Here is a 21,311-nt window from a genome sequence, read left to right as displayed (position 1 = left end):
TCAGCAGGGGGAGTACAAGGGGTTTGCGCGAAGACGCACAGAACCCGAAGCTCGCCGCCATGACCTAGCTACCGCTCAAATCGGGTGAGGCGCATCGAATTGAGCACCACAAACACCGAACTGAACGCCATAGCCGCACCCGCAATCATCGGGTTCAGCAGCCCCGCCGCCGCGACCGGCACCGCGATGGTGTTGTATGCGAACGCCCAGAACAGATTCGACTTAATGGTGTGCAAAGTCGCCCGCGAAAGCCGCAGCGACATGGGGATCGCGCGCATATCCGAGCGCATCAGCACAATATCCGAAGCCTGCACCGCAACATCCGTACCCGAGCCCATTGCCACGCCCAGGTCCGCGCGGGCCAGGGCAGGCGCATCGTTCACGCCGTCGCCAACCATCGCCACCCGGTAGCCTTCATCCTGAAGCTGCGCGATAACCTCAGATTTACGTTCGGGCGTGACCCCCGCATAAACGTTCTCAGGATTAATCCCCACGCTGGATGCGATAGCCTGGGCAACCTCGGGGGCGTCGCCGGTCAGCAGTACGGGTTCTAAGCCCAGTTCGTGAAGCTCGGTGATAGCCTGCGCCGACTCGGGCTTGGGGGAATCTGCCAGCGCGATGAGCCCCACAGGCTGCGGGTCCTTCGTGCCGATCGCGCGAGCCACAACCACAGTGGTCAGCCCCTCCGAGCGCGTTTGCTCAAGCATTTGATGCTGTTTCTCGGTGAGTGCAACGCCTGCCTGCAGCAGGTATTCGGGGGTGCCCACCAGCACCAGGCGGTGGGGCTCCCCGTCGGTATCGGCGGGCACAAGCTCACCGCGCACACCTCCGGGCACGCCCTCAAAACCCTCGACGGACCCCAGAAACGCTCCATAATTTTCTGTCGCAAAACGCGCAATAGCATGGGCTATTGGATGCTCACTCAGCGCCTCCACAGCTGCGGCATCGCTCAGAATAGATACAGAACGTTCGCTCTTTGAAGAGGCGTTGTCGGCCGTGACGTCGGTGAAATCGTCGAAGGTCCCGAAGCGCGCCACGCGCATTGTGCCCTCGGTGACGGTCCCGGTTTTATCCAGCACGATGCGGTTCACCGCATACGTAGTTTCCAGCACCTGCGCGTTGCGAATCAGTATGCCCAGCTGCGAGCCGCGTCCGGTACCCGCCAGCAGTGCCGTGGGGGTTGCCAGACCGAGCGCGCAGGGACAGGCGATCACCAGCACCGAAACTGCCGCATTGAACGCACGCGGCACATCGTGCGCTACAACCAGCCACCCGATAAGGGTCAGGAGCGAAATCACCAGAATTATTGGCACGAAAATCGCAGAAACACGGTCGGCAAGGCGCGCGATGGGTGCCTTCGTTTCCTGAGCGGCGGCAACCAGCTCACCCATTTTCGCGAGCGTCGTCTCAGAGCCCACGCGGGTTGCACGCACCGTCAGCGACCCGGAGGTGTTCAGGGTTGCGCCGGTGACCGCATCGCCCGCCGAAACCTCGACGGGCACCGATTCGCCGGTCAGCAGGGAGGCGTCCACGGCGGAAGACCCTGCAATAACCGTGCCGTCAGTGGCGATTTTTTCACCCGGGCGCACCAAGAATTCGTCTCCCGGAAGGAGATCCTCGACCGGAATCTGCACCTCGCGCGTGGTTCCCCGCTTGTCGGTGCGAAGCAGGGTCGCGGTGCGTGCTCCCAAGCTCAGCAGGGTGCGCAGAGCCTCGGAAGAGCGGGTTCGTGTGCGGTGCTCAACTGCCCGCCCGATCAGCAGGAATAAAGTCACCATCGACGCCGAATCAAAATACAGTGGCGCATGGTTACCGCTCAAGAACATGCCGAGAATGCCCCCCTGCATGGGGTGAACATGCTCGGTCAGCCCGGGGTTCATGAACAGCTGTGCGAGTGAATACAGGTAGGCGACAATCACGCCGAGAGAAACCAGCGTGTCCATCGTGCTGCTGAAGTGGCGTGCGTTCGTGAGAGCGGCGCGGTGAAACGGCTCGGCGCTATAGACTGCAACCGGCAGCGTGATAAGCGCAAGCATCCAACCCCAGTGCGGGAACTGGAACGTGGGGAACATTGAAATCAAGAAAATCGGCACACTCAACAACAACGCTACAACGATGCGCCACCCCAAGCCCCCGTTGCGCGCGTTGGTCGTCTCTTCGGACGCTGCATCGCGAACCTCGGTTTTGAGCGATGCCGTATACCCGGCGTTATTGACCGTTTCAATGATCTGCTCATCGGTAATATCGGCGGGAACGATCACGCGCGCAGACTCCAGCGGCAGGTTCACGGCGGGATCAACCCCCGGAATTTTGCGGAGTTTACGTTCCACGCGGCCCACGCAGGATGCGCACGTCATGCCCTGAACATCCAGGTGGATAATGCGCGTCTGCCCGCCATTAGCCGAGGAGTCGAAAAGAGAACGCTCGTTCTCAGCTGTGGTGGATGCTGTTTGAGTTGAGTTACCCATGTTCTTCGCCTCTGTTCTCAATGCTCACGATGCTGTGCTGTCTTCGGGTTTTGCCTGCTGCGGATGCGCCTGCCGCAGGCCGCCCTGATCTATACTTCGCCTTCGTCCGGCAGTCCATCGGCACGGTTGCTGCGCGGTCGCTGCCCAGTTAGTTTCGAGCCTCGATCGTTCACCCCGCGAACCCGCGTGACGGCAGCACGCCTGAATGTGCGGCGTTGAGCGAGGGCGTCGTATGCGGAGCCGTGCACACCGGGATGCAGCTTATCGCCGGTGCCGTCAGCGGAGGTATTCGCCGTCTGATCCTGTGAGGAATGTATACGCGATGCGCCCCGCCGTTTCAGCCCGCGCTGATCTTCGCGCGCCGTATAGGGGGTGGAGTCGCGTACCCACGCATCCAGCAGATCAGGGTCGAGCCCCATCTGCCGTGCCACGCGGGAAATCGCCTCGGTCAGGTGAATGTTCTCGGTGCCCATCAGTGCGCGCACCGCCCCGACCGCCATTGCCTGATACTGCGGAGAATACGCCATGATTAGACGGCGGGAGTGAAGCCAGCTTCAACGATGGCATCCGCTACGGCTTGTGCGTTGAGGGTGCCTTCGTGCTCGATAGTGACGGTTGAAACGCCGTCTTTGACCACGTCTACGTTCACGCCGGTGACGCCCGGAACTTCGCCGACTTCTTCACTCACGCTCATGGCGCAGTGGTTGCAGGTGAGGCCGGTTGCTTTGACGGTGGTGGTTGCCATGATGGTTCCTTCCAGAATTTTTGGAATTACAAAACTTGTGGATGCGCCGCCCGCGTGTCAGCTGCGCATCATGCGGGATATGGCGGCGGTTGCCTCTTTGATTTTCTCGTCAACGATCGTCGCATCACCTGTACGTTCGGATTCAATCGCGGCGTTGGTGACGCAATGCCCCATATGTTCTTCGAGCAGGTTGAGAGAGACCGCGTGAAGCGCTTTGGAAACCGCCGCGACCTGAGTGAGCACGTCAATACAGTACTTGTCTTCCTCAACCATGCGGGCGATACCGCGCACTTGCCCCTCAATGCGGCGCAGGCGCTTCAAATGCGCCTCCTTATTTGGGGTATACCCGTGTGGCTGTGCTGAGGAATCATGCTTTGTCATAGATTCAGTGTATACCCTAGGGGGGTATACCTCAAGAGGTGGTGAAGTGATTTGATATATTGGCTTTATGCGTGCACCACACCCTCAACCGGTCTATACGCTTCCGCACGAGCAAACGGTGCTCAATACCCTGCGGAAGTATGGGGTGGTTAAAGCGCACCTATTCGGCAGCGCTGCACGCGGCGAGCTTAACCCCGCCAGTGATCTTGATTTTTTGGTAGAGATGAAAGACTCCCCAGATTACGGCGTATTGTTGCGGTTATCTGAGGAGCTTGAGCAGATTACAGGGTACCCGGTCGATGTGCTGACCTCTATTAAGCCTGTTTTTCGCCCCTACATCGAACCCGACTTGACGGAGCTGCCGTTGTGAAAGTTCCAGACCCTTACATCATCGGTTGAAGCAGAAAAACCCCGGGGCGCAGAAACACTGCTGCACTCCGGGGTTTTATCTGGTTTTTGGTTGAAGCGTTCGTGGTGTTTAACTGCGGCTTACATCCCTTGCGCCTGGATGGCGGTGATCGCCACCGTGTTAATGATGTCCTCCACGGTGGTGCCGCGGGAAAGGTCGTTCACGGGCTTGCGCAGACCCTGCAGCACAGGACCAACGGCGGGTGCACCCGAAGACTGCTGCACAGCTTTGTAGGTGTTGTTGCCGGTGTTCAGGTCGGGGAAAATGAACACGGTCGCCTGGCCCGCCACCTGGCTGCCGGGCAGCTTAGTGGAAGCGATCGACATGTTCGAGGCCGCATCGTACTGAATCGGACCCTCCACCGCGAAATCCGGGTTAGAGGCGCGCACAATCTCGGTTGCCTCACGCACCACATCCACATCCGCACCAGAGCCGGAGGTACCGGTCGAGTACGAGAGCATAGCCACCTTCGGGTCAACCCCGAACTGGCGTGCAGTCTCGGCGGAAGCCTTCGCAATATCCGCCAGCTGCTCGGCGTTCGGATTCGGGTTCACGGCACAGTCGCCGTACACCAGCACGCGGTCTTCCATGAGCATCAGGAACACCGAAGACACGATCTTGGTGCCCGGGCGGGTCTTAATGAACTCCAGTGAGGGACGAATCGTGTTCGCGGTCGTGTTAATAGCGCCCGAGACCATGCCGTCCGCAATACCCTTGTACACCAGCATCGTGCCGAAATACGAGGGGTCGCTCATGCGTTCACGCGCGGCCTCAATGGTCATGCCCTTGTGGGCGCGCAGTTCGGCGTAGGTTGCTGCGAAGTCTTCACTGTATTCGTTGTTCTCAATGTCGATAATACGGATTGAGGCGGGCAGGTTAATGCCCTCAGACTGGCAGATCTCCGCAATCTTATCCGGGTTGCCCAACAGAATCAGGTCACAGAAATCGCGGCGCGCAATCATCTCGGCGGCACGCAGAATACGCACATCGTACCCCTCCGGCAGAACCACGGAACGGCGGTTCGCGCGGGCGGTCTCAATCAGGTTGTGCAGGAACCGCAGCGGAGTCATCGAAGCCGGGCGCTCAAACTCAAGGCGTGAAAGCAGCTCTTCCTGGTTCACGTACTCGTCCCAGCCGCCGAATGCGCTCGCAAGTTTGCGGGCCTGGCCGCTGATCACACTGCCGTGCACACGGGAGACAGCGCGCGCCGACTTGAAGGTGTCACGCTCGGTAAATAGCACCGGGAAGGGGGCGTTATCGAGCAGGCTGCCCACGGCGGTGTGCTTCCCGGGAAGCTCGTTGAGCCCGCCGGTGAGCAGCAGGCCCGAAGGTGCCGGGAACGTGGGGGAGAGCGCGGATGCGAGGGTTGCGGCCACAACGTCGGCGCGGTCACCGGGAACAATCACGAAGTCCCCATCGGTGAACTGGTTCAGGAAGTTTGAGACGGTCATTGCGGCGATCTTGACTTCGCTAATATCGCGGTCAAGGTCTTCCTTCTTCAGGTGCGAGCCGTCAAGTTTGAGGGCTTCAACAACTTCCGCGATGGTGGGCTTACCCAGTTCCGCGATCTCGGGCAGAACGTAGACGGGGAACTTGTGCTCGCCCAGCTTGACGTTCTTCTCAATGCTCTCACGCAGCTCGGGGTCGGCGCGGTTGACGATAATCGAGAACAGATCAACCTTAGCCGCCTTAAGCTCGGAACGGGCCACCTCCACAGCGTTGGTTGCCTCTTCGAGGGATGCATCGTTTGCACCCACAATAGCGATTACGGGCAGACCCAAATCGCGGGAAACCTGGGCGTTGAGGTCGAACTCGACAGCGAGCGCGTTCTGTGCGGTCAGGTATATGCCGTCCACGACCACAACATCGCTGTGGGCGGCAATTTCTTCGTAGGCGGAAACCGCGCGGGCCGAAATTTCTTCGGTATTGCCTTCCGCGATGAACTCTAGCGCCTCGGTGAGGGAGACGCCGCCGCCTACCTGTTTATCGGAGAGGTTGAAGTGCTCCTTCATGAGGCGAATCATGGGGTCGTCGTGGGTGGTTTCGCCCTTAAAGATGGGGCGGAAGAAACCTACCCGGTCGGCGCGTTTTACGAGGGAGTCGGCGAGGCCTAGGGCGATCAGGGATTTGCCTGAATCCTGGGTCATCGCCGAGAGATAAATGCCGGTGGTCATAGTGCTCCTTTGGCGTTGAACGTTCGGCGGGGGTGGCCCGTCTATGGGGTGTGGGCGACTCTCGTCGAGTTTGTGTTGTCTTTTCCATTCTAAGGATGCTTCCGGGGTGTGGCACACATTATATGTTGTGGTGTGTGGTATTTCATGGGATGTTGTGGGTGTGGGTTGTGTTCGTGGCTGGGTTCGGGGCCTGCGGCAGGGGGTGTTCCTATCTTCTGGGTTCGCACTACCATGGGAGTATGTTGTTTGCTTTTTCTGTAGCCCCCACTGTTAGTGACCCTGATGGGTCGATCCACCGTGCTGTCGCCGATGCGGTGGCGATTGTGCGCGCATCCGGGCTGCCGCATCAGACCGGGCCCATGTTCACCACGATTGAGGGGGAGTGGGACGAGTGCATGGACGTTATTAGGCGCGCCACGGAGGCTGTGGGCAAGCACGGCCCGCGCGTTTCGCTGGTGATTAAGGCGGATATCCGCCCCGGCCATGACCACGGGGAGATTGAGGGGAAGGTGCAGCGGCTTAATGCCGCCATAGAGCAGCTGGATTCGGGGAAGTAACCACGCCGCGAGGGTTCGGCGCAGCTGCTTCTTGGGGTCTGTGAGCCTCTATGTCGGCCAGTGATGCGACGCGAAGGGCACCTAGAAGTTGCACCCCGCCAGTCCGTGAGATTCACACGGCTATTGCGGGGTCTTGTATCTAGGCTCCTCGATGGTTGCCCACCCGGCTGCTGCCCGAACCTAGCGTAGGCTTATGTGCATGGCGAAAAAGAAAAACCGCACCGCTGCCTCACGCCGCGCTGAGCGCTCCGAGCATCCGAACACACCAGGTGCAGTCGCCGGTGTGTACCCCATTTCGACCGGTGAGGCTGAGCTGGTGCCCGATGGCTACCACGCTGATGGTTGGCTTCTGCTCGTCAACGGGGTGCAGTCTTCGCATGTGATAGTGGGGCAGCCGCGCATGCTCGATTTTGAGTACATGCGCTGGATTGCTGCGGTTCTCGACTCGCATATTCAGACTCACCTTAATCCCGACAAGCTGCGTATTACCCATCTGGGCGGCGGGGCGTGTTCTCTAGCGCGCTACTGCGCGGACGTATACCCAAATTCACGCAATACCGTTGTGGAGCTTGATGCCAAACTGGCCGAATATGTGCGTGAGTGGTTCGATATTCCTAAGTCGCCGCGCGTAAAAATTCGGGTGGGCGATGCGGGCACCGTCACTCGCTCGTTCGCCCCGGCATCGCGCGATGTGGTTATTCGCGACGTGTTCGCGGTAGATAAAACCCCAGCGGAACTTACAAGCGTGGATTTCGTACGGGAGGTTGATCACTCCATGGCGCCCGGCGGGCTGTATATTCTCAACTGCGGGGATGGCCCCTCATTGGATGGTGCACGCGCTGAGGTGGCTGCCCTGTTTGAGGTGTTTGAGCAGGTGTGCTTGGTGGCTGATGCTGCGATGCTCAAGGGCAGGCGGCGGGGCAATATTATTATTGCCGCATCGCACAGTCCGCTGCCAGCGGCAGGCTCAGCTGAGGCGGCGGCTATCTCGCGAACGCTCATGGGCGGCGGTGTGCCGGCGCAGTACCGGGATTCGGCACAAACCCGGCAGTTTGCCCGCCTGTAGCTTCCACTGATAGGGCATCGGCCGCTTACGGCCACATAAAATAGAACGCACGCTCTACTATGGAGGTTTCGCCCTGAGCCATCCTGCGCTTATGAGGCGCCTGCCGCAAGGGTTGCTGGTGGGGATGGGGTCGTGCCGAATCTGGGGGTATCCCGCATCCCGAAATCACCTGCCTGCCCGGTTCGCGCTGCGGCGCCTCGCGCTAAGATTGAACCCATGCGATACACCTACCTTGGACCCTCAGGCACCTTCACCGAATCCGCCCTGCTTTCCGTGCCCGGCGCGGTCGGTGCCGAACGCATTCCCGCCACCAGCGTGCCTAATGCGCTCGAACGTCTTCGCAGTGGCGACGTGGATGCCGCCATGGTGCCCATTGAGAACTCGGTCGAAGGCGGGGTGAGCGCTACTCTTGATGCGATCGCGGCTTCCGAGGGAATGCGCATTATCCGCGAGGTTCTGGTACCCATCAGGTTCGTGCTGGTCGCGGCGCATCCGCTCGCTTTGGAAGACATTAAAACCGTTTCAACCCACTCGCACGCCTGGGCTCAGGTGCGGCAATGGGCAGATGAGACTATCCCCACCGCCGAGTACCTGCCCGGTTCCTCCACCGCGGCAGCAGCCGTGGGTCTGCTTGACCCTTCCTGCGCGTATGATGCCGCGATTTGTTCCCCCGCGCTTTTGGCAACTCACCCCAACCTGCATGTGCTCGCCGAAGACATTGGCGATAACAAAAATGCCGTCACCCGGTTTGTGCTTATCAGCAGCACCGCAGATATTCCAGATCCTACCGGTGCCGATAAGACGACGCTCACGATCCCTCTGCCCGAAAATCGAGAGGGCACTCCCGAAAACCGTTCGGGTGCGCTCCTGGAACTGCTCGAACAGTTCGCCTCGCGCGGCGTTAACCTCTCCCGCATCGAATCGCGCCCCACCGGCAGGCAGATGGGTTCCTATATGTTCAGCGTGGACGCAGACGGGCATATTTATGAGGCTCGGATGCGCGATGCCCTGCGCGGCCTGCACCGCATAGCGCCCGGCATTAAATACCTGGGATCATATCCGCGCGCCGACCGGCAGCCCACCGTTGCGCCGCGCATCCACTCCGAGAATTCGTTCGATGCTGCCCACGCATGGGTGGAATCGCTCTTCCCTGGTGGGCGACCGGCGCATCTGAAACGCTAAACCGCCCCCCGCGACCGTATAAAAAGAGCCTTTATGCGAATAAAGCGTTGGGAATCCCGCTTTATTCGCATAAAGGCTCTTTTTACGGCTGGGGGCGACTGGGTACTATTGATATGTGATTGATATTAACCTCCTCCGCGAAAACCCCGAGATTTTCCGCGCCTCCCAGCGAGCACGCGGCAAAGACGAAGCCCACGTAGACCGTATTCTTGAGGCGGATGCCGCACGCCGCGCCTCGATCGGCACCTACGAGAACCTGCGCGCCGAACAGAACGCCTTCGGTAAACAGGTGGCGAAGGCACCCAAGGAAGAGAAACCCGCTCTCGTAGCGCAGGCGAAAGAACTCGCCGCCCACGTGGCAAATGCGAAAGCGGCATCTGAGGCGAAAACCGCCGAATATGAAGAGCTGCTAAGCTCCATCGAAAACCTGATTATCGACGGCGTACCCACCGGCGGTGAAGACGACTTTGTGGTGCTCAAAGAAGTCGGCACCCCCCGCGATTTCGCCGCAGAAGGTTTTGAACCGCGCGACCACCTGGAAATAGGCGAACTCATCGGCGGCATCGATATGGCACGTGGCGCCAAGGTCTCCGGCTCGCGCTTTTACTTCCTCAAAGGGCAGGTTGCCCGTCTGGAGCAGGCGCTCATGTGGATGGCGCTAGATCTGGCAACAGCCAACGGCTTCACCATGATGACAACCCCCACCCTCGTGCGCCCCGAAATCATGAACGGAACCGGGTTCAACGTCAAGCACGACGACGAAATATACCGCCTTGAACGTGACGACCTGTACCTGGTCGGCACCTCGGAGGTGGCGCTTGCGGGCTACCATATGGACGAAATACTCGATCTTAGCGACGGACCCAAGAAGTACTTGGGCTGGTCATCCTGCTACCGCCGCGAAGCCGGTGCCGCCGGTAAAGATACCCGCGGTATCATTCGCGTGCACCAGTTCAACAAGGCCGAAATGTTTGTCTACTGCCAGGTGGAACAGGCGGAAGAAATACACGAGCAGATGCGCGCCCTCGAAGAAGAAATGCTGCAAAAATGCGGCCTTGCGTATCGCGTGATTGATACCGCCGCAGGGGATCTGGGCACCTCTGCCGCACGCAAATTCGACTGTGAGGCGTGGGTTCCCACCCAGGGCACCTACCGCGAGCTGACCTCGACCTCGAACTGCACCACCTACCAGGCACGCCGCCTGAACATACGCGAACGTACCGCAGACACCGTAGACGATGCGGGCAATGTGCGCAAAGGTCGTACCCGCGCGGTCGCAACCCTCAACGGCACCCTGGCGACTACCCGTTGGGTTGTGGCGATTCTGGAGACACACCAGCAGCCCGACGGTTCGGTGCGTATCCCTGAAGCACTGCGCCCGTATATGGGCGGTGCTGAGGTTATTCCTGTGGTGTAAAAAACGGGCGCCTCGCCGAGTCGCTAAGCCTGCCGTTTCATCGTGTGAGAACCCATTAGCAGCCCAAGAGCGGTGTGTTAACATGGGGATATTACTGAAATGGATGTGCTGCGGCGCACCCCGGGAAGAGGGCAGTACTAACTACCGTACAGTGTTATTTCAGCTTCTAGTGTGCGTTTAGGTCTCTAAAAAGCGTTACTCTTAAAGTATGTCCATTTCGCGTTCTAAACTTATTGGCGCATCAGCCTTAGCTGCAACAACCGCTGCGCTGGTGGCGCGTGCCCGTTCACATGCGCAGAAAATTGTGGCCCCGCTTGGTATCTGGCGAACAATCCCCACCGGCGATATGCGTCGCGTGGGCGTGGTGTATAACCCAAGTAAAGGCGGGGCTAGCGCCGCTGTTGGCATTATTGAACGCACCATTAGAGCGAACGGCTGGCCCGCACCTATTACCCGCACTACCCGCATTGACGAGCCCGGTGGGGAAGCCACCCGTGAGGTACTGGCTGAAGGCGCGGATACCGTGATCGCCGTTGGCGGGGACGGGACGGTTCGTGCCGTAGCCACGGCGTTACAGGGGTCGCAAGCGACTCTTGGTATTATCCCGTTGGGCACCGGTAACTTGCTCGCCCGCAACCTGTACCTGCCGGTGGGTGATGTCGCCTCTTGTGTCAATATTGCGCTTAATGGGGTGCAACAGACGGTGGATGCCATTAGGATGGTGACCGACCCCGGCAGCTACGAAAAAACCGAACATACGTTCTTTGTTATGAGTGGTGCCGGATTTGACGCGCTGGTGATGAACGATACCACGGAGGAGCTTAAAGCTCGTATTGGGTGGCTCGCCTATGTGCGCACGGGGCTGCGGCATATGATGGGGCATTCGCATATGGTGCGGCTAAAAATGGATGATGAGCCAGTGATTGAAACCCGCGTGCGGTCGGTACTGATCGCTAACTGCGGGCGGCTTCAGGGCGGGCTTCAGCTGACCGATATGACCGATTTGGACGACGGTAACCTTGAGGTGATTGTGGCGTCCCCGCGCACGGTGCTGGAATGGGGGCTGCTCACCGCAAAGGTTATGCGCCGTACCCTGCTGGGGGCACCGCGTGTAGAAATGCCGATGATCCGCCATTTTGTGGGGCACAAGGTTGAGCTTGAGATGCTGGACGAGCCTCAGCCCGTGGAGGTTGACGGCGACCCGGCCCCGTTCGCGTCGCATATATGCGCGCATATTATTCCTGCCGCTATTCACGTTAATATTCACCCGGATGCGCACCGGCTGACATAACTTACTCGGGGGTAGGGCTTGTGGCCCGATATGCGGTTAGTCTGGGTAATTTATGACGGCAGCAGTGCCGACGGTTTACACGATAGCTCCTAGAAATATATGGGCGAAGGTCAAAAAATCTCTGTATACGCCTGCCTTGCCATGAGAAAACCGATAATTGCAGCTATCCATAGTATGGCTCCATCGGCGTTACGGGTTGCTAAGCTAACAAAATGGTCAAGCTTAGGTGTGATCCATGATGAAGCAAGACGGCGTATTACCAAGAGGGTAACAGCAGGGATGAACATTATGAGGCAATAACCCATCAGCACTATGAGCTTAGTGATAATAGTGGAATCCCAGGTGTTAAGCATGCTGATGGCGGCAAGGTAAGGGAGCATAGTTGCAGCTTCGAGAACCCCAGCGAGAAGCGCGATAAAGATTGCTGCGCGCGGATTGGTGACTTTTTCGAGACGGGTGCGCCATTTTATTTCGCTGGCGCGGCTGTCAGGGCTGGGTGAGAGGACACCGTATGCGAAGAGGATAGCCCCTAGAATCAGCTGAATCCAGTAGCGTCCTTGGGATGAAAAGATAGGATGGTTCCAAGTGATAGCTTCTACACCAAGTAGAAGAAGGGTGCCGAGTGCCGTGTAGAACAGCCCTAACGTGAAGCAATAAAGGGCTAGTGTGCGTACCTGAAATCGTGGTTGCGCCAGAAAAATAAGCGGTACGACTAGTGTTCCTGTGCTAAGGGAATCGAGAAGAGCCAAGCTGAGAAGTGTCATGAAGAACAAGAGCAACCTCCTGGGAGCGGAGTGATGGTTTTAGTACGACTGTATTATTAAAATTAGCATACAGTTTAGACGGAAGACGTAAGATAGACATGTGCCGAAAAATGTTGATCATCAGCAGCGTCGAGATGACATTGCGCAAGCTACCTTTGAACTCATTGCTCGTGATGGTCTGATGAACGCCAGTGTTCGAGCTGTCGCCAACTATTCTGGGTATTCAGCTGGATCAATCCGACACTATTTCCCTGTGCATGATGAGCTTCTGCGTTACGTCTCAAGCTACCTGACGCGACAAATCGGAAGTCGTATTTCAGCTATTGCACAAGATAAAAAACTTACGGTACGGCAGCGTGTGGAGCAAGCCTGTGAACAGCTTCTTCCGCTTGATGCTATGCGTAAACGAGAGATCGTTGCATATGCGGAGTTGGGCCGTCTTGAACGTGCTCGACCAACAGGTCGCCTAGAGGAAGGGCAAGAAATCGCTAAGGTCTGTGAGGCTTCGCTCGATGCTTTGGACGTGCATCGCGTCCTTGATAAAGCACGTCGCGCACAACTGGCACGTCGGTTACACTGGGTGCTTGACGGATTGGCTGCGCAAGAAATTATCTATCCTAGTTACATAAACCCTGCGGATATTCAGGAAGAATTGCGCAAAACTCTTGACGATATCGAGCGTGAGATTGCTGATTTAATACCACAAAAATAATTTGGAAGTCTAACAGGGGAGCACACGCAGAAGAGCGTCAATGTCACGTTCGCGTTGTAGGATGCGTTGCTGGGCATCAACGATGTCATTGGTGGCAACGTAGAAGAGCTCTGATGATCGCCCACCATAAAGTCCGCAGTGTAAGTGGAGTAGCCTTCAAGGCGCCGGTCGAGTTCGGCGTGCGCGGCAGCTTGTCCACGTTCATGAAAAATGCTCTTGAGAGTGCGATACTTTGCAGGTTGTGATGCGTCAGCCGAGGCCATCGAGTGTCCCTCAATGGAAAAAATAGCGGATTTTTCCATTTACAGGCCTTTGCGCAGGGGCATATTGGAAGAAACAGCCAATTTTTCCATTAAGCTATGGAAGGTGTGTGGCAGGCCGCACACGGTAAGCTGGTGTACATGAAGATTGCTACCTGGAACGTGAACTCCATTCGCGCCCGCGCCGACCGCATCGAGGACTGGCTCGATAAAACCGAAGTCGACGTGCTCGCCCTGCAGGAGACCAAAACCAAGGATGAAACCTTCCCCTTCGAGCTCTTTGAATTCCTGGGGTACGAGGTGGCGCATTACGGGCTGAACCAGTGGAATGGGGTAGCAATTGCATCCCGCGTGGGGCTCGACAGTGTCGAACGAACCTTCCCGAACCAGCCCGCCTTCGGAAAACCCGGAGACCCCGCCGAAGTTGAGGCGCGGGCCATCGGTGCCACCTGCAACGGCGTGCGTATCTGGAGTCTATACGTGCCGAATGGGCGCGGGCTCACCGACCCGCACATGGCATACAAAATGGAGTGGATGCGCCAGCTGCGCACCAACGTCAACGGCTGGCTGCACGCCGACCCTGCCGCACAGTTTGCGCTCGTCGGTGACTGGAATGTGGCGCCCGAAGATACCGACGTGTGGGATATCGACTTTTTCCGGGAGAACGACCTCACCCACGTTTCCGCCCCCGAACGCGAGGCGTTCTATGCCCTGCTCAATGATGAAGGGCTCGTCGATCCGGTGCGCCCCTACACCCAGGGCGAGTACACCTACTGGGACTACCAGGCCGGGCGGTTCTCGAAGAATGAGGGGATGCGCATCGACTTTCAGCTGTGCTCCCCGGCGCTCGCCGCCCGTGTGGAAAACGCCTGGATCGATAGGGAAGAGCGCGAAGGGGACGGTGCGAGCGACCATACCCCCGTGGTGATTGAGCTTGCTGACTAGAGGCTAAACATGTGATGTGAGGAGACAGTATGAGTCGGAACCTTACCTCTGAACCGGTGGCGACGGGCAGCGCAGAAACCCGAATCGGTCAGCTTCGCTGGCGTGAATACGGTGGTCCCCGTGAAGCCGCAGGCGAGAGGACCCTGTTGTTTGTGCACGGGCTGCTGACGAATTCGGATGTCTGGGGCGAAGTGGCGCAGAATCTCTCCCAAGATTTTCGGTGCATAACCCTCGATATTCCCTTGGGGAGTCACACTATTCCCGCCCGAGAAGATGCAGCCCTCACCGTTGCCGAGCTGGCGCAGGCCGTGAACGAAGCGGCAGAACAGCTATGCCCGCACGGGTTTACCCTCATTGGCAGCGATACCGGCGGGGTAGTTTCTCAGCTGGCGGCGGTGCAGGAACCCGCAGGACTCAAGCGCTTGGTGCTGCTCTCATGCGATACCGAGAATAACTTCTTGCCCCTGCCGTTACGCTACCTACAGTATGGGGCGTACATTCCGGGAACCATGCAGGCGCTCCGAGCAGCCCTGCATCTGGGGTGGGTGCGCCGCCTGCCGATTGCCTTCGGGTGGCTAGTGAAACGCGAGCTTGACGCTGCCGAGTGGAATAGCATTATTGCGCCGCTGAAAAATGCCGGGGTTCGCCGTGATTTGGCGAAAGTGCTGAAGGGTATTTCTACGAAATATACGGTGCAGTCCGCGCGGGATTTGGAACGGTTTGAGCACCCGACCCTGTTTTTGTGGGCCGATACCACGAAGCTGTTCCCGATCGAGAATGCGCGTCGTTTAGCCTCCCGTATGCCGGATGCGCGCGTGGTTCCCGTGCCGGAAAGCTATGCATTCAGCCAGCTGGATCAGTCCGAATTTGTGGCGAACGCCCTGCGGGAAGAGCTGGTCGGGTAACCCGTCTCCCCCCCCCGGATTCTGCACCGAAACTGTTTGACGGGCGAACCGTATGCCCCTGTGAGGCCGTTACGAAGAGGCCGACATGCATCGACCGCTCCCTGCTATGGTGAAGGCAATGATATTTAGGGAGTGACCATGATAAGTCCTGAAACGTGGGGTGTGCTGGGCGATGTAGCCCGTAATACCTCAGGATTACTCGCGGTGTGTGCCGCATATTTTACGATTAGGGTAGCCTATAGAACCAACCAGGCACGTGCTCGGGAGGCGGTGCGCACCCATTTTCGCGACCGTATTCAATGGGCAGTTGAGCATGTGGATAGCGATAAGGAACTTGAACGCACACTGGCACAGCAAGTTATTTTGAAATACTACAGTGACTCGGAGCTTGAAGTTGATGATCTTAAGATAGCTACTGTGGTTGCTGAAGAATATTTGAGTGGTAAAGAAGATGCTACAGATTCCTCGTATGTAGAGGAGTCTGCATATCTTGAAAATGAGCTGGAGCATCCGGATAATAGGACTATACTGGATCTTTTAGAAGAAGGGGAGGAATAATGACGACCGTTTTTTATCGTGGTGAGCGCCGCGACGTTAAGTCGTTTACTCCCGAGGAGCGCAAAGATTTTTTGCAGCGTAACCAACGTGAGATTAATGAAGCCAAAGAAGCCATTGCAGGTATGAAGGCTCGTATTGCCGAGTTGGAGCGCATTCAGGCGATGAACCCAATACGCCGCTGGTTCTACAAAACCTTCCATATCTAACAGGTTTTTAGCAGAATACCCGCACGGGCCGCCAACGATGGCGCGTTTCGTGCGGGTTTGTTGTGTGCGGATGACCAACCAGCTACTTCTGAGCTGCCGGAACGCCTATGCTAGAGGGGAATAACCCGCATTAACGCAGAAAGAAGCATCTGTGAAAGCCTACGATATTGTTTTCGACCACACTCCCGAAGGCGCGACGGAGCGCGTGTGGTCATATGACGCGATGAACCGCGACATGGACTCCACCCCTGATAAAGTAACTGAGAGCGGCTGGTTGGGAAATGCTGGCCCGAATATTCCAGATAACCAGTGGCCGCGCAGCTCCCATTCGGGACTGCCCATGCAGCATATCTTCACCCTGCACCTGCCCGAGGAGTACCGCACGCAAGGCCCCGAATATGTGGCTGTCTCATTTTTCGCTGGGGATGGGCAGTTCGCTGAGCTAGGTGAACGGGCCGTACCCGACCCGCATAGTGACGACCCGTTCCTGGTGCAGCTTGCAGAGTACACCCCGCACCCGAAGTGCCGCATTCTCACCGATATTCTTGATAGTGAGTACGCGACAATTTTCCTTACTGAGGCTGAGTTTTCGGGGCGTTCGCACGGCCCGGAAGATGTGCGCCGTCGGGGCGAGCATCGGGAGGACGCCGAGAGCTATAGTGCCTACAGCACATATACACGGCAGAAGTGTGAGCGTACTCTGGGGCTGGTGGAGCGTATCGACCCGAACGCTGGGATTGCGCCGGTGTATGAGTACACGTCCGATCCGGACGGTGAGATGACCCCGAAGGATGTCTGCTCTAACGGGTACGAGGATCCTTACGACCCAGACACGCGCGATGATAAGCCGTGGGCGGAGTCGCTGTACGGGCGGTGTCACTTGGGCGGTACCGTGTTCTGTGTGCAGAATATGCCGGAGGGGCTGACTGCTTGGTACATTGAGTTCGAGGAGATGGACGTCATGAATTTCGGCGGCGGAAACGCTCAGCTTGACCTTGAGTCCGATACCTTCGACTGGGCGTGCGGCTAAACATTCACCCGTTACAAACGCCCCGCGCATCCACCGTGTAAAGGTGAATGCGCGGGGCATTATTGCGTTTGAAACCGTCGCTCTGACTAAACGGTACGCCTAGAACTACTGTGCCAGCAGCTCCGGGTCGGTGGTGACGAGGATCTTCACAGCGGTCTCGTTGTGGTTAATCAGGGTGTCGAAGCCCTTATCAATCAGGTCTTCCAGGACGATCTTGCCGGTAATGAACGGCTTCAGATCGAGCTTGCCTGACTCGACGAGAGCGATGCTCTCGGGGTGGTTATTCACGTAGGCGATGGTGCCGCGCAGGTCGATTTCTTTCAGCACCAGCTTCTGCACATCCAGCGAGGCAGGCTTGCCCCAGATGGAGACCACCACGACCTTACCGGTGGGCTTAATGGCATCCAGGATCAAATCGAGCGCGGGCTGAACAGAGGTGCACTCGAAGGCAATATCCACGCCACGGTCATTGGTGAGCTTCTGAATTTCAGCGAGCACATCGGTCTCGGCGGGGGAGAAGGTGTAGTCTGCAACCCCGGAGTCGAGCGCCTTCTGGCGACGCAACGGTGACAGCTCGGAGATAATGACCTTAGCGCCCTTTGCCTTAAGCACTGCGGAGGTGAGCAGGCCGATCGGGCCTGCGCCGGTCACCAGCGCGTAATCGCCCTCATGGATTTCGCCGGCGCGCTCAACAGCGTGCACACCCACGGTGAGCGGCTCAATAAGTGCCGCCTCGTCAAGAGGAATATTCTTGGAGATCTTGTGGACCCAGCGGCGCTTGACGCTCACAACTTCGGAGAGCCCGCCGCCACGGCCTGCCAGGCCAATAAAGTTCATGTTCTTTGACAGGTGGTAGGTCTTCGAATCGGGGCCAACATCCACTGCGTCATCAATGATGTAGGGCTCAACAACCACATGGTCGCCGACTTCCAGGTCGGTGACGCCTTCGCCGAGTTCTTTCACGACGCCAGAGAACTCGTGGCCCATGGTGACGGGGGAATCCTCACCCGAGATGGGGTGCGGGTGCCCGTGCTGGGGGCAGAAGATGGGGCCGTCGAGGTATTCGTGCAGGTCGGTGCCGCAAATGCCGCACCAGGCGACCTTAACGAGTACTTCACCGGGGGCTACTTTGGGGGCCGGGATGTCTTCGATACGAATATCGTTGCGGTCATAGAAACGAGCTGCCTTCATGGGAGACTCCTTAATCTGGGGCGCTGGCCCCTGTGAGTGGTTGGGGTGAGAATCGCATGCTTCTCACCTTTTTAAGGTACTCCGATGTGTCTAAAAAGCCTAGATTTTAGGCGTATTTTTGCGTATATGACGCGCAATGATGCTATTAGGAATTATTCTCAATAGATTGTGCAGTTCTGTGTTCTATAGCGTTCTGTAGGCTTTTTCTTGACGTTGAGTGGAGCCTTAATTTTTTCCATGCCATGCCGCCTAAGTTGTAAAGTTCGCCTAGGCGAACTAATGTTAATAGCATCCACAAAGTAGGTGGTTTTCACAGTCGCAGAACCACCCGCGCAAAACGCAGACACTACGAAGTATCAGCACATCATATAGAAAGACAACCGATGTTTACTCCACTGGCTTTCATTACACGGCATAACACCCACAATGCCGCCCGACGCATCCGCATCGCAGCCCTTGCAATGTTCAGCGTGTTCATTCTCTTATTAACCGCCTGCTCAGGTGCGGGCCCCGCATCGTCCGGAAATGGTAAGAAGACCGTGCTCACCACCTTTACCGTGCTGGCTGACATTGCTAAGAACGTGGCGGGTGACCACCTGAACGTGGAGTCCCTTACCAAACCAGGGGCTGAAATCCACGAATACGAGCCCACCCCCAGCGACATTAAAAAAGCCCACAGCGCCGATTTAATCCTCGACAACGGGCTTAACCTAGAAACCTGGTTCGCTAAGTTCGTGCAAGAAGCTAACGCCCCGCACGCCACGGTCTCTGAGGGCGTTACCCCCATGAATATTTCTGAGGACGCCTACGCGGGCAAACCCAACCCGCACGCCTGGATGAGCCCCAAAAACGTGCAGAAATACGTGGATAATATGGTGACGGAGTTCAGTAAACTCGACCCCGACCACGCCGAAGACTTCAAAAAGAACGCCGAAAACTATAAACGGCAGCTGCAGGACGTACAGGACGAACTGTCCAATGAGGTGCGCACCCTGCCCGAGAACCAGCGGGCCCTTGTCACCTGCGAAGGGGCCTTCTCGTACCTGGCCGCAGATGCCGGACTGAAAGAGAAATACATTTGGGCCGTGAACTCTGAGCAGCAGGCAACTCCCTCCCAGATTAACTCCGCTATTGACTTCGTCAAAGCCAATAAAGTGCCCGCCGTATTCTGCGAATCCACTGTCTCGGACAACCCCATGCAGCAGGTGGCTGATGCGACCGGTGCAAAATTTGGCGGGGTGCTCTATGTGGACTCGCTCTCAGACGCTAACGGGCCGGTACCCACCTACCTGGAGATGATCCGCCACGACGCGAAAACCATTGTGAAAGGTCTGACCGGTAAGCAGTAATGGGTGTAGGGCAGAGTATGGAAACGCTACTGAACGTCGAGAACTTGGGTGTGAACTACGGTTCGGTACAGGCCTTGCACGACGCCACATTTAGGCTTGGGGCAGGAAGTATCTGCGGGCTTATTGGCATGAACGGCTCGGGGAAATCGACCCTGTTCAAGGCGATTATGGGCGTTACACCCGCCCACACCGGATCCGTTGAGATCGCCGGAGGTGACCCTGCCGCCGCCCGTAAAAGCGGTGTTGTCAGCTACGTGCCGCAAAGCGAGGAGATCGACTGGAGCTTTCCCGTATCGGTGCGCGATGTCGTGGCGATGGGCCGCTACCGTACCCTGGGGCCCACCCGCCGTCTGCACAGTAAGGACAAGCAAGCACTCGCTCATGCGTTAGAGCGTCTGGAGCTTACCGACCTCGCAGCGCGGCAGATCGGGGCACTATCGGGTGGGCAGCGTAAACGGGCCTTTGTGGCCCGCGCTATCGCCCAAGGCGCACGGCTGCTGCTGCTTGATGAACCGTTCGCCGGGGTTGATAAACGCTCCGAAGCGATGCTCATTGACGTTCTCAAACAGCTGCGTGATAGCGGCGCCTCGGTGCTGGTGTCAACCCACGACCTTGCGTCGCTTCACTCCTTCGCTGATGAGGCGGTGCTGCTGCGTAAAACTGTGCTCATGCACAGCACCCCCGAGGCAGTACTCGCCCCAGAAAACCTGGTGCAGGCGTTTGGTATGCACATTAATACCGGGCACAGCCCGTCCACACCAGAGAAAAACGCAGCGAACAACACCGACGAGCAGGTGAAAAGGGTAAATAACGAATGAGTATTCTGGATTATTTGACGGAGCCCCTCACCCTGCCCTTTATGATGCGCGCCGTCCTAGTCACCGTGGCCGCCGCGGCTGTCTGTGCGCTGCTGTCCTGCTGGCTTATTATGCTTGGCTGGTCGCTAATGGGGGACGCGATATCCCACGCCGTGCTGCCGGGGGTGGTGCTCGCTTATATCGCTGGTGCCCCCTTCGCCGTGGGGGCGGTTATTGCCGCCCTCGTGGCGGTTGCGCTCATTGGTGCGGTACAGCGCAGCGGGCGGGTGCGTGAGGATGCCGCGATCGGTATCGTTTTCACCACCCTCTTTGCTTTCGGGCTGATCCTTATCTCTGTAACGCCCTCAAATACTGACCTTAACCACATTCTTTTCGGGAACGTGCTGGGGGTGTCGTGGCTGGACGTGTGGCAGGTGCTTGCCCTTGCCGCAGTGGTGGGGGCTGTTCTGTTGGTGAAGCGTCGTGATTTTGTGCTGTACGCCTTCGACCCAGGTTTTGCGCACGCAATCGGTCTGCGGCCGCGCCTGCTGGGCGGTATGCTGCTGGTCATGTTGGCGCTCACCAGTGTGGTGGCATTGCAAATTGTGGGAGTGGTGCTGGTGGTGGCGATGCTGGTGATTCCAGGCTCAACCGCGCGTCTGCTCACCGACCGGTTCTCCGTGATGCTGGCGATCTCGGTGGGTGTTTCGCTAATGGGCACCCTTATTGGCCTCTACAGCAGCTACTACATGGATGTTTCCCCCGGTGGTGCTGTGGTGCTCACTCAGGGGGTGCTGTTCCTGCTGGCGTACCTATTCGCCCCGCATCACGGGGTGTTGGGACGGGCCCGCGCCGCCCATCGTGCGCAGCAGAGCCCTGCCGTACACGGGTAGCAGACGCGCAT

At 57.9% G+C, this 21,311-nt stretch carries 22 protein-coding genes; 15 read left to right on the top strand and 7 right to left on the bottom strand.

Translation table 11 applies throughout. From position 1 onward, the window contains the following. Positions 1–68: 68 nt before the first annotated feature. From D8M23_RS07900 to D8M23_RS07885, 4 genes are all read right to left on the bottom strand, one after another. Positions 69–2,468, bottom strand: coding sequence for a heavy metal translocating P-type ATPase (locus tag D8M23_RS07900; RefSeq protein ID WP_126854330.1), 2,400 nt, complete (start codon positions 2,466–2,468; stop codon positions 69–71). 89 nt (positions 2,469–2,557) lie between these two features. After that, positions 2,558–2,995: a hypothetical protein gene (locus D8M23_RS07895; protein WP_126854329.1), complete on the bottom strand. Its 438-nt coding sequence runs from the start codon at positions 2,993–2,995 to the stop codon at positions 2,558–2,560. A gap of 2 nt (positions 2,996–2,997) precedes the next feature. Continuing rightward, the gene (locus D8M23_RS07890) at positions 2,998–3,213 is read right to left on the bottom strand and encodes a heavy-metal-associated domain-containing protein (protein WP_070626928.1); all 216 of its coding nucleotides are present in this window, start codon (positions 3,211–3,213) and stop codon (positions 2,998–3,000) included. 57 nt (positions 3,214–3,270) lie between these two features. Further along, positions 3,271–3,594 (bottom strand): metal-sensitive transcriptional regulator, encoded by a 324-nt coding sequence (locus D8M23_RS07885; protein WP_070521596.1) that lies wholly within the window; start codon positions 3,592–3,594, stop codon positions 3,271–3,273. A 67-nt stretch (positions 3,595–3,661) separates the two neighbouring features. On the opposite strand from D8M23_RS07885, the gene D8M23_RS07880 reads away from it, so the two are divergent. Then, a complete protein-coding gene (locus D8M23_RS07880; protein ID WP_126854328.1) occupies positions 3,662–3,964 on the top strand; it encodes a nucleotidyltransferase family protein in 303 nt (100 codons plus the stop codon). A gap of 119 nt (positions 3,965–4,083) precedes the next feature. On the opposite strand, the gene pta is transcribed toward D8M23_RS07880, so the two are convergent. Then, the gene (gene pta / locus D8M23_RS07875) at positions 4,084–6,177 is read right to left on the bottom strand and encodes a phosphate acetyltransferase (protein WP_126854327.1); all 2,094 of its coding nucleotides are present in this window, start codon (positions 6,175–6,177) and stop codon (positions 4,084–4,086) included. 239 nt (positions 6,178–6,416) lie between these two features. On the opposite strand from pta, the gene D8M23_RS07870 reads away from it, so the two are divergent. From D8M23_RS07870 to D8M23_RS07850, 5 genes are all read left to right on the top strand, one after another. Further along, positions 6,417–6,734, top strand: coding sequence for a thiamine-binding protein (locus D8M23_RS07870; protein ID WP_126854326.1), 318 nt, complete (start codon positions 6,417–6,419; stop codon positions 6,732–6,734). Between the two features lie 199 nt (positions 6,735–6,933). Beyond that, positions 6,934–7,800 (top strand): spermidine synthase, encoded by an 867-nt coding sequence (locus D8M23_RS07865; protein ID WP_126854325.1) that lies wholly within the window; start codon positions 6,934–6,936, stop codon positions 7,798–7,800. Positions 7,801–8,016: 216 nt separating this feature from the next. Continuing rightward, positions 8,017–8,982 (top strand): prephenate dehydratase, encoded by a 966-nt coding sequence (gene pheA / locus D8M23_RS07860; RefSeq protein ID WP_126854324.1) that lies wholly within the window; start codon positions 8,017–8,019, stop codon positions 8,980–8,982. Positions 8,983–9,097: 115 nt separating this feature from the next. Next, a complete protein-coding gene (gene serS / locus D8M23_RS07855) occupies positions 9,098–10,399 on the top strand; it encodes a serine--tRNA ligase (RefSeq protein ID WP_126854323.1) in 1,302 nt (433 codons plus the stop codon). 208 nt (positions 10,400–10,607) lie between these two features. Then, on the top strand, positions 10,608–11,690 hold the full coding sequence (locus tag D8M23_RS07850; protein WP_126854322.1) for a diacylglycerol/lipid kinase family protein: 1,083 nt from the start codon (positions 10,608–10,610) through the stop codon (positions 11,688–11,690). Between the two features lie 110 nt (positions 11,691–11,800). On the opposite strand, the gene D8M23_RS07845 is transcribed toward D8M23_RS07850, so the two are convergent. Then, positions 11,801–12,439 carry a GAP family protein gene (locus tag D8M23_RS07845; RefSeq protein WP_161971663.1) on the bottom strand — a complete coding sequence of 213 codons (639 nt, stop codon included), beginning with the start codon at positions 12,437–12,439 and terminating at the stop codon, positions 11,801–11,803. A gap of 115 nt (positions 12,440–12,554) precedes the next feature. Between D8M23_RS07845 and D8M23_RS07840 the strand changes: the two genes are divergently transcribed. The 6 genes from D8M23_RS07840 (at position 12,555) to D8M23_RS07815 (ending at position 17,070) form a co-directional block, all read left to right on the top strand. After that, positions 12,555–13,166 carry a TetR/AcrR family transcriptional regulator gene (locus D8M23_RS07840; RefSeq protein ID WP_126854320.1) on the top strand — a complete coding sequence of 204 codons (612 nt, stop codon included), beginning with the start codon at positions 12,555–12,557 and terminating at the stop codon, positions 13,164–13,166. 401 nt (positions 13,167–13,567) lie between these two features. Then, positions 13,568–14,371: an exodeoxyribonuclease III gene (locus tag D8M23_RS07835; RefSeq protein WP_126854470.1), complete on the top strand. Its 804-nt coding sequence runs from the start codon at positions 13,568–13,570 to the stop codon at positions 14,369–14,371. A gap of 29 nt (positions 14,372–14,400) precedes the next feature. Continuing rightward, on the top strand, positions 14,401–15,276 hold the full coding sequence (locus tag D8M23_RS07830; protein WP_126854319.1) for an alpha/beta fold hydrolase: 876 nt from the start codon (positions 14,401–14,403) through the stop codon (positions 15,274–15,276). A 138-nt stretch (positions 15,277–15,414) separates the two neighbouring features. After that, the gene (locus D8M23_RS07825; protein ID WP_126854318.1) at positions 15,415–15,834 is read left to right on the top strand and encodes a hypothetical protein; all 420 of its coding nucleotides are present in this window, start codon (positions 15,415–15,417) and stop codon (positions 15,832–15,834) included. Further along, positions 15,834–16,040 (top strand): hypothetical protein, encoded by a 207-nt coding sequence (locus D8M23_RS07820; protein ID WP_126854317.1) that lies wholly within the window; start codon positions 15,834–15,836, stop codon positions 16,038–16,040. The genes D8M23_RS07825 and D8M23_RS07820 overlap by 1 nt, the downstream gene beginning before the upstream one ends. Positions 16,041–16,191: 151 nt before the next feature. Beyond that, entirely contained in the window at positions 16,192–17,070 is an 879-nt protein-coding gene (locus tag D8M23_RS07815) for a hypothetical protein (RefSeq protein ID WP_126854316.1), read from the top strand. Between the two features lie 105 nt (positions 17,071–17,175). Here D8M23_RS07815 and D8M23_RS07810 read toward each other — a convergent pair whose 3' ends face one another. Further along, positions 17,176–18,261 (bottom strand): 2,3-butanediol dehydrogenase, encoded by a 1,086-nt coding sequence (locus tag D8M23_RS07810; protein ID WP_126854315.1) that lies wholly within the window; start codon positions 18,259–18,261, stop codon positions 17,176–17,178. A gap of 383 nt (positions 18,262–18,644) precedes the next feature. On the opposite strand from D8M23_RS07810, the gene D8M23_RS07805 reads away from it, so the two are divergent. From D8M23_RS07805 to D8M23_RS07795, 3 genes are read left to right on the top strand one after another with little or no spacing between them, the layout of a single operon-like run. Beyond that, positions 18,645–19,610, top strand: a complete 966-nt coding sequence (locus D8M23_RS07805; RefSeq protein WP_094758557.1) for a metal ABC transporter substrate-binding protein — start codon at positions 18,645–18,647, stop codon at positions 19,608–19,610. 17 nt (positions 19,611–19,627) lie between these two features. After that, positions 19,628–20,428 (top strand): metal ABC transporter ATP-binding protein, encoded by an 801-nt coding sequence (locus D8M23_RS07800; RefSeq protein ID WP_126854314.1) that lies wholly within the window; start codon positions 19,628–19,630, stop codon positions 20,426–20,428. Then, the gene (locus D8M23_RS07795; protein WP_126854313.1) at positions 20,425–21,300 is read left to right on the top strand and encodes a metal ABC transporter permease; all 876 of its coding nucleotides are present in this window, start codon (positions 20,425–20,427) and stop codon (positions 21,298–21,300) included. The genes D8M23_RS07800 and D8M23_RS07795 overlap by 4 nt, the downstream gene beginning before the upstream one ends. Positions 21,301–21,311 lie beyond the last annotated feature (11 nt).

It is taken from the genome of Rothia sp. HSID18067 (genome assembly GCF_003989445.1).
Classification (GTDB): domain Bacteria; phylum Actinomycetota; class Actinomycetes; order Actinomycetales; family Micrococcaceae; genus Rothia; species Rothia aeria.
Note: the sequence above shows the minus strand (reverse complement) of the source record. Positions and strands in the feature narration are given on the sequence as shown.

Excerpts from the sequence above, each read along its gene's own strand:
- D8M23_RS07900 (WP_126854330.1), bottom strand. The coding sequence starts at position 2,468 with ATGGGTAACTCAACTCAAACAGCATCCACCACAGCTGAGAACGAGCGT.
- D8M23_RS07895 (WP_126854329.1), bottom strand. The coding sequence starts at position 2,995 with ATGGCGTATTCTCCGCAGTATCAGGCAATGGCGGTCGGGGCGGTGCGC.
- D8M23_RS07890 (WP_070626928.1), bottom strand. The coding sequence starts at position 3,213 with ATGGCAACCACCACCGTCAAAGCAACCGGCCTCACCTGCAACCACTGC.
- D8M23_RS07885 (WP_070521596.1), bottom strand. The coding sequence starts at position 3,594 with ATGACAAAGCATGATTCCTCAGCACAGCCACACGGGTATACCCCAAAT.
- D8M23_RS07880 (WP_126854328.1), top strand. The coding sequence starts at position 3,662 with ATGCGTGCACCACACCCTCAACCGGTCTATACGCTTCCGCACGAGCAA.
- pta (WP_126854327.1), bottom strand. The coding sequence starts at position 6,177 with ATGACCACCGGCATTTATCTCTCGGCGATGACCCAGGATTCAGGCAAA.
- D8M23_RS07870 (WP_126854326.1), top strand. The coding sequence starts at position 6,417 with ATGTTGTTTGCTTTTTCTGTAGCCCCCACTGTTAGTGACCCTGATGGG.
- D8M23_RS07865 (WP_126854325.1), top strand. The coding sequence starts at position 6,934 with ATGGCGAAAAAGAAAAACCGCACCGCTGCCTCACGCCGCGCTGAGCGC.
- pheA (WP_126854324.1), top strand. The coding sequence starts at position 8,017 with ATGCGATACACCTACCTTGGACCCTCAGGCACCTTCACCGAATCCGCC.
- D8M23_RS07850 (WP_126854322.1), top strand. The coding sequence starts at position 10,608 with ATGTCCATTTCGCGTTCTAAACTTATTGGCGCATCAGCCTTAGCTGCA.
- D8M23_RS07835 (WP_126854470.1), top strand. The coding sequence starts at position 13,568 with ATGAAGATTGCTACCTGGAACGTGAACTCCATTCGCGCCCGCGCCGAC.
- D8M23_RS07830 (WP_126854319.1), top strand. The coding sequence starts at position 14,401 with ATGAGTCGGAACCTTACCTCTGAACCGGTGGCGACGGGCAGCGCAGAA.
- D8M23_RS07825 (WP_126854318.1), top strand. The coding sequence starts at position 15,415 with ATGATAAGTCCTGAAACGTGGGGTGTGCTGGGCGATGTAGCCCGTAAT.
- D8M23_RS07820 (WP_126854317.1), top strand. The coding sequence starts at position 15,834 with ATGACGACCGTTTTTTATCGTGGTGAGCGCCGCGACGTTAAGTCGTTT.
- D8M23_RS07810 (WP_126854315.1), bottom strand. The coding sequence starts at position 18,261 with ATGAAGGCAGCTCGTTTCTATGACCGCAACGATATTCGTATCGAAGAC.
- D8M23_RS07805 (WP_094758557.1), top strand. The coding sequence starts at position 18,645 with ATGTTTACTCCACTGGCTTTCATTACACGGCATAACACCCACAATGCC.
- D8M23_RS07800 (WP_126854314.1), top strand. The coding sequence starts at position 19,628 with ATGGAAACGCTACTGAACGTCGAGAACTTGGGTGTGAACTACGGTTCG.
- D8M23_RS07795 (WP_126854313.1), top strand. The coding sequence starts at position 20,425 with ATGAGTATTCTGGATTATTTGACGGAGCCCCTCACCCTGCCCTTTATG.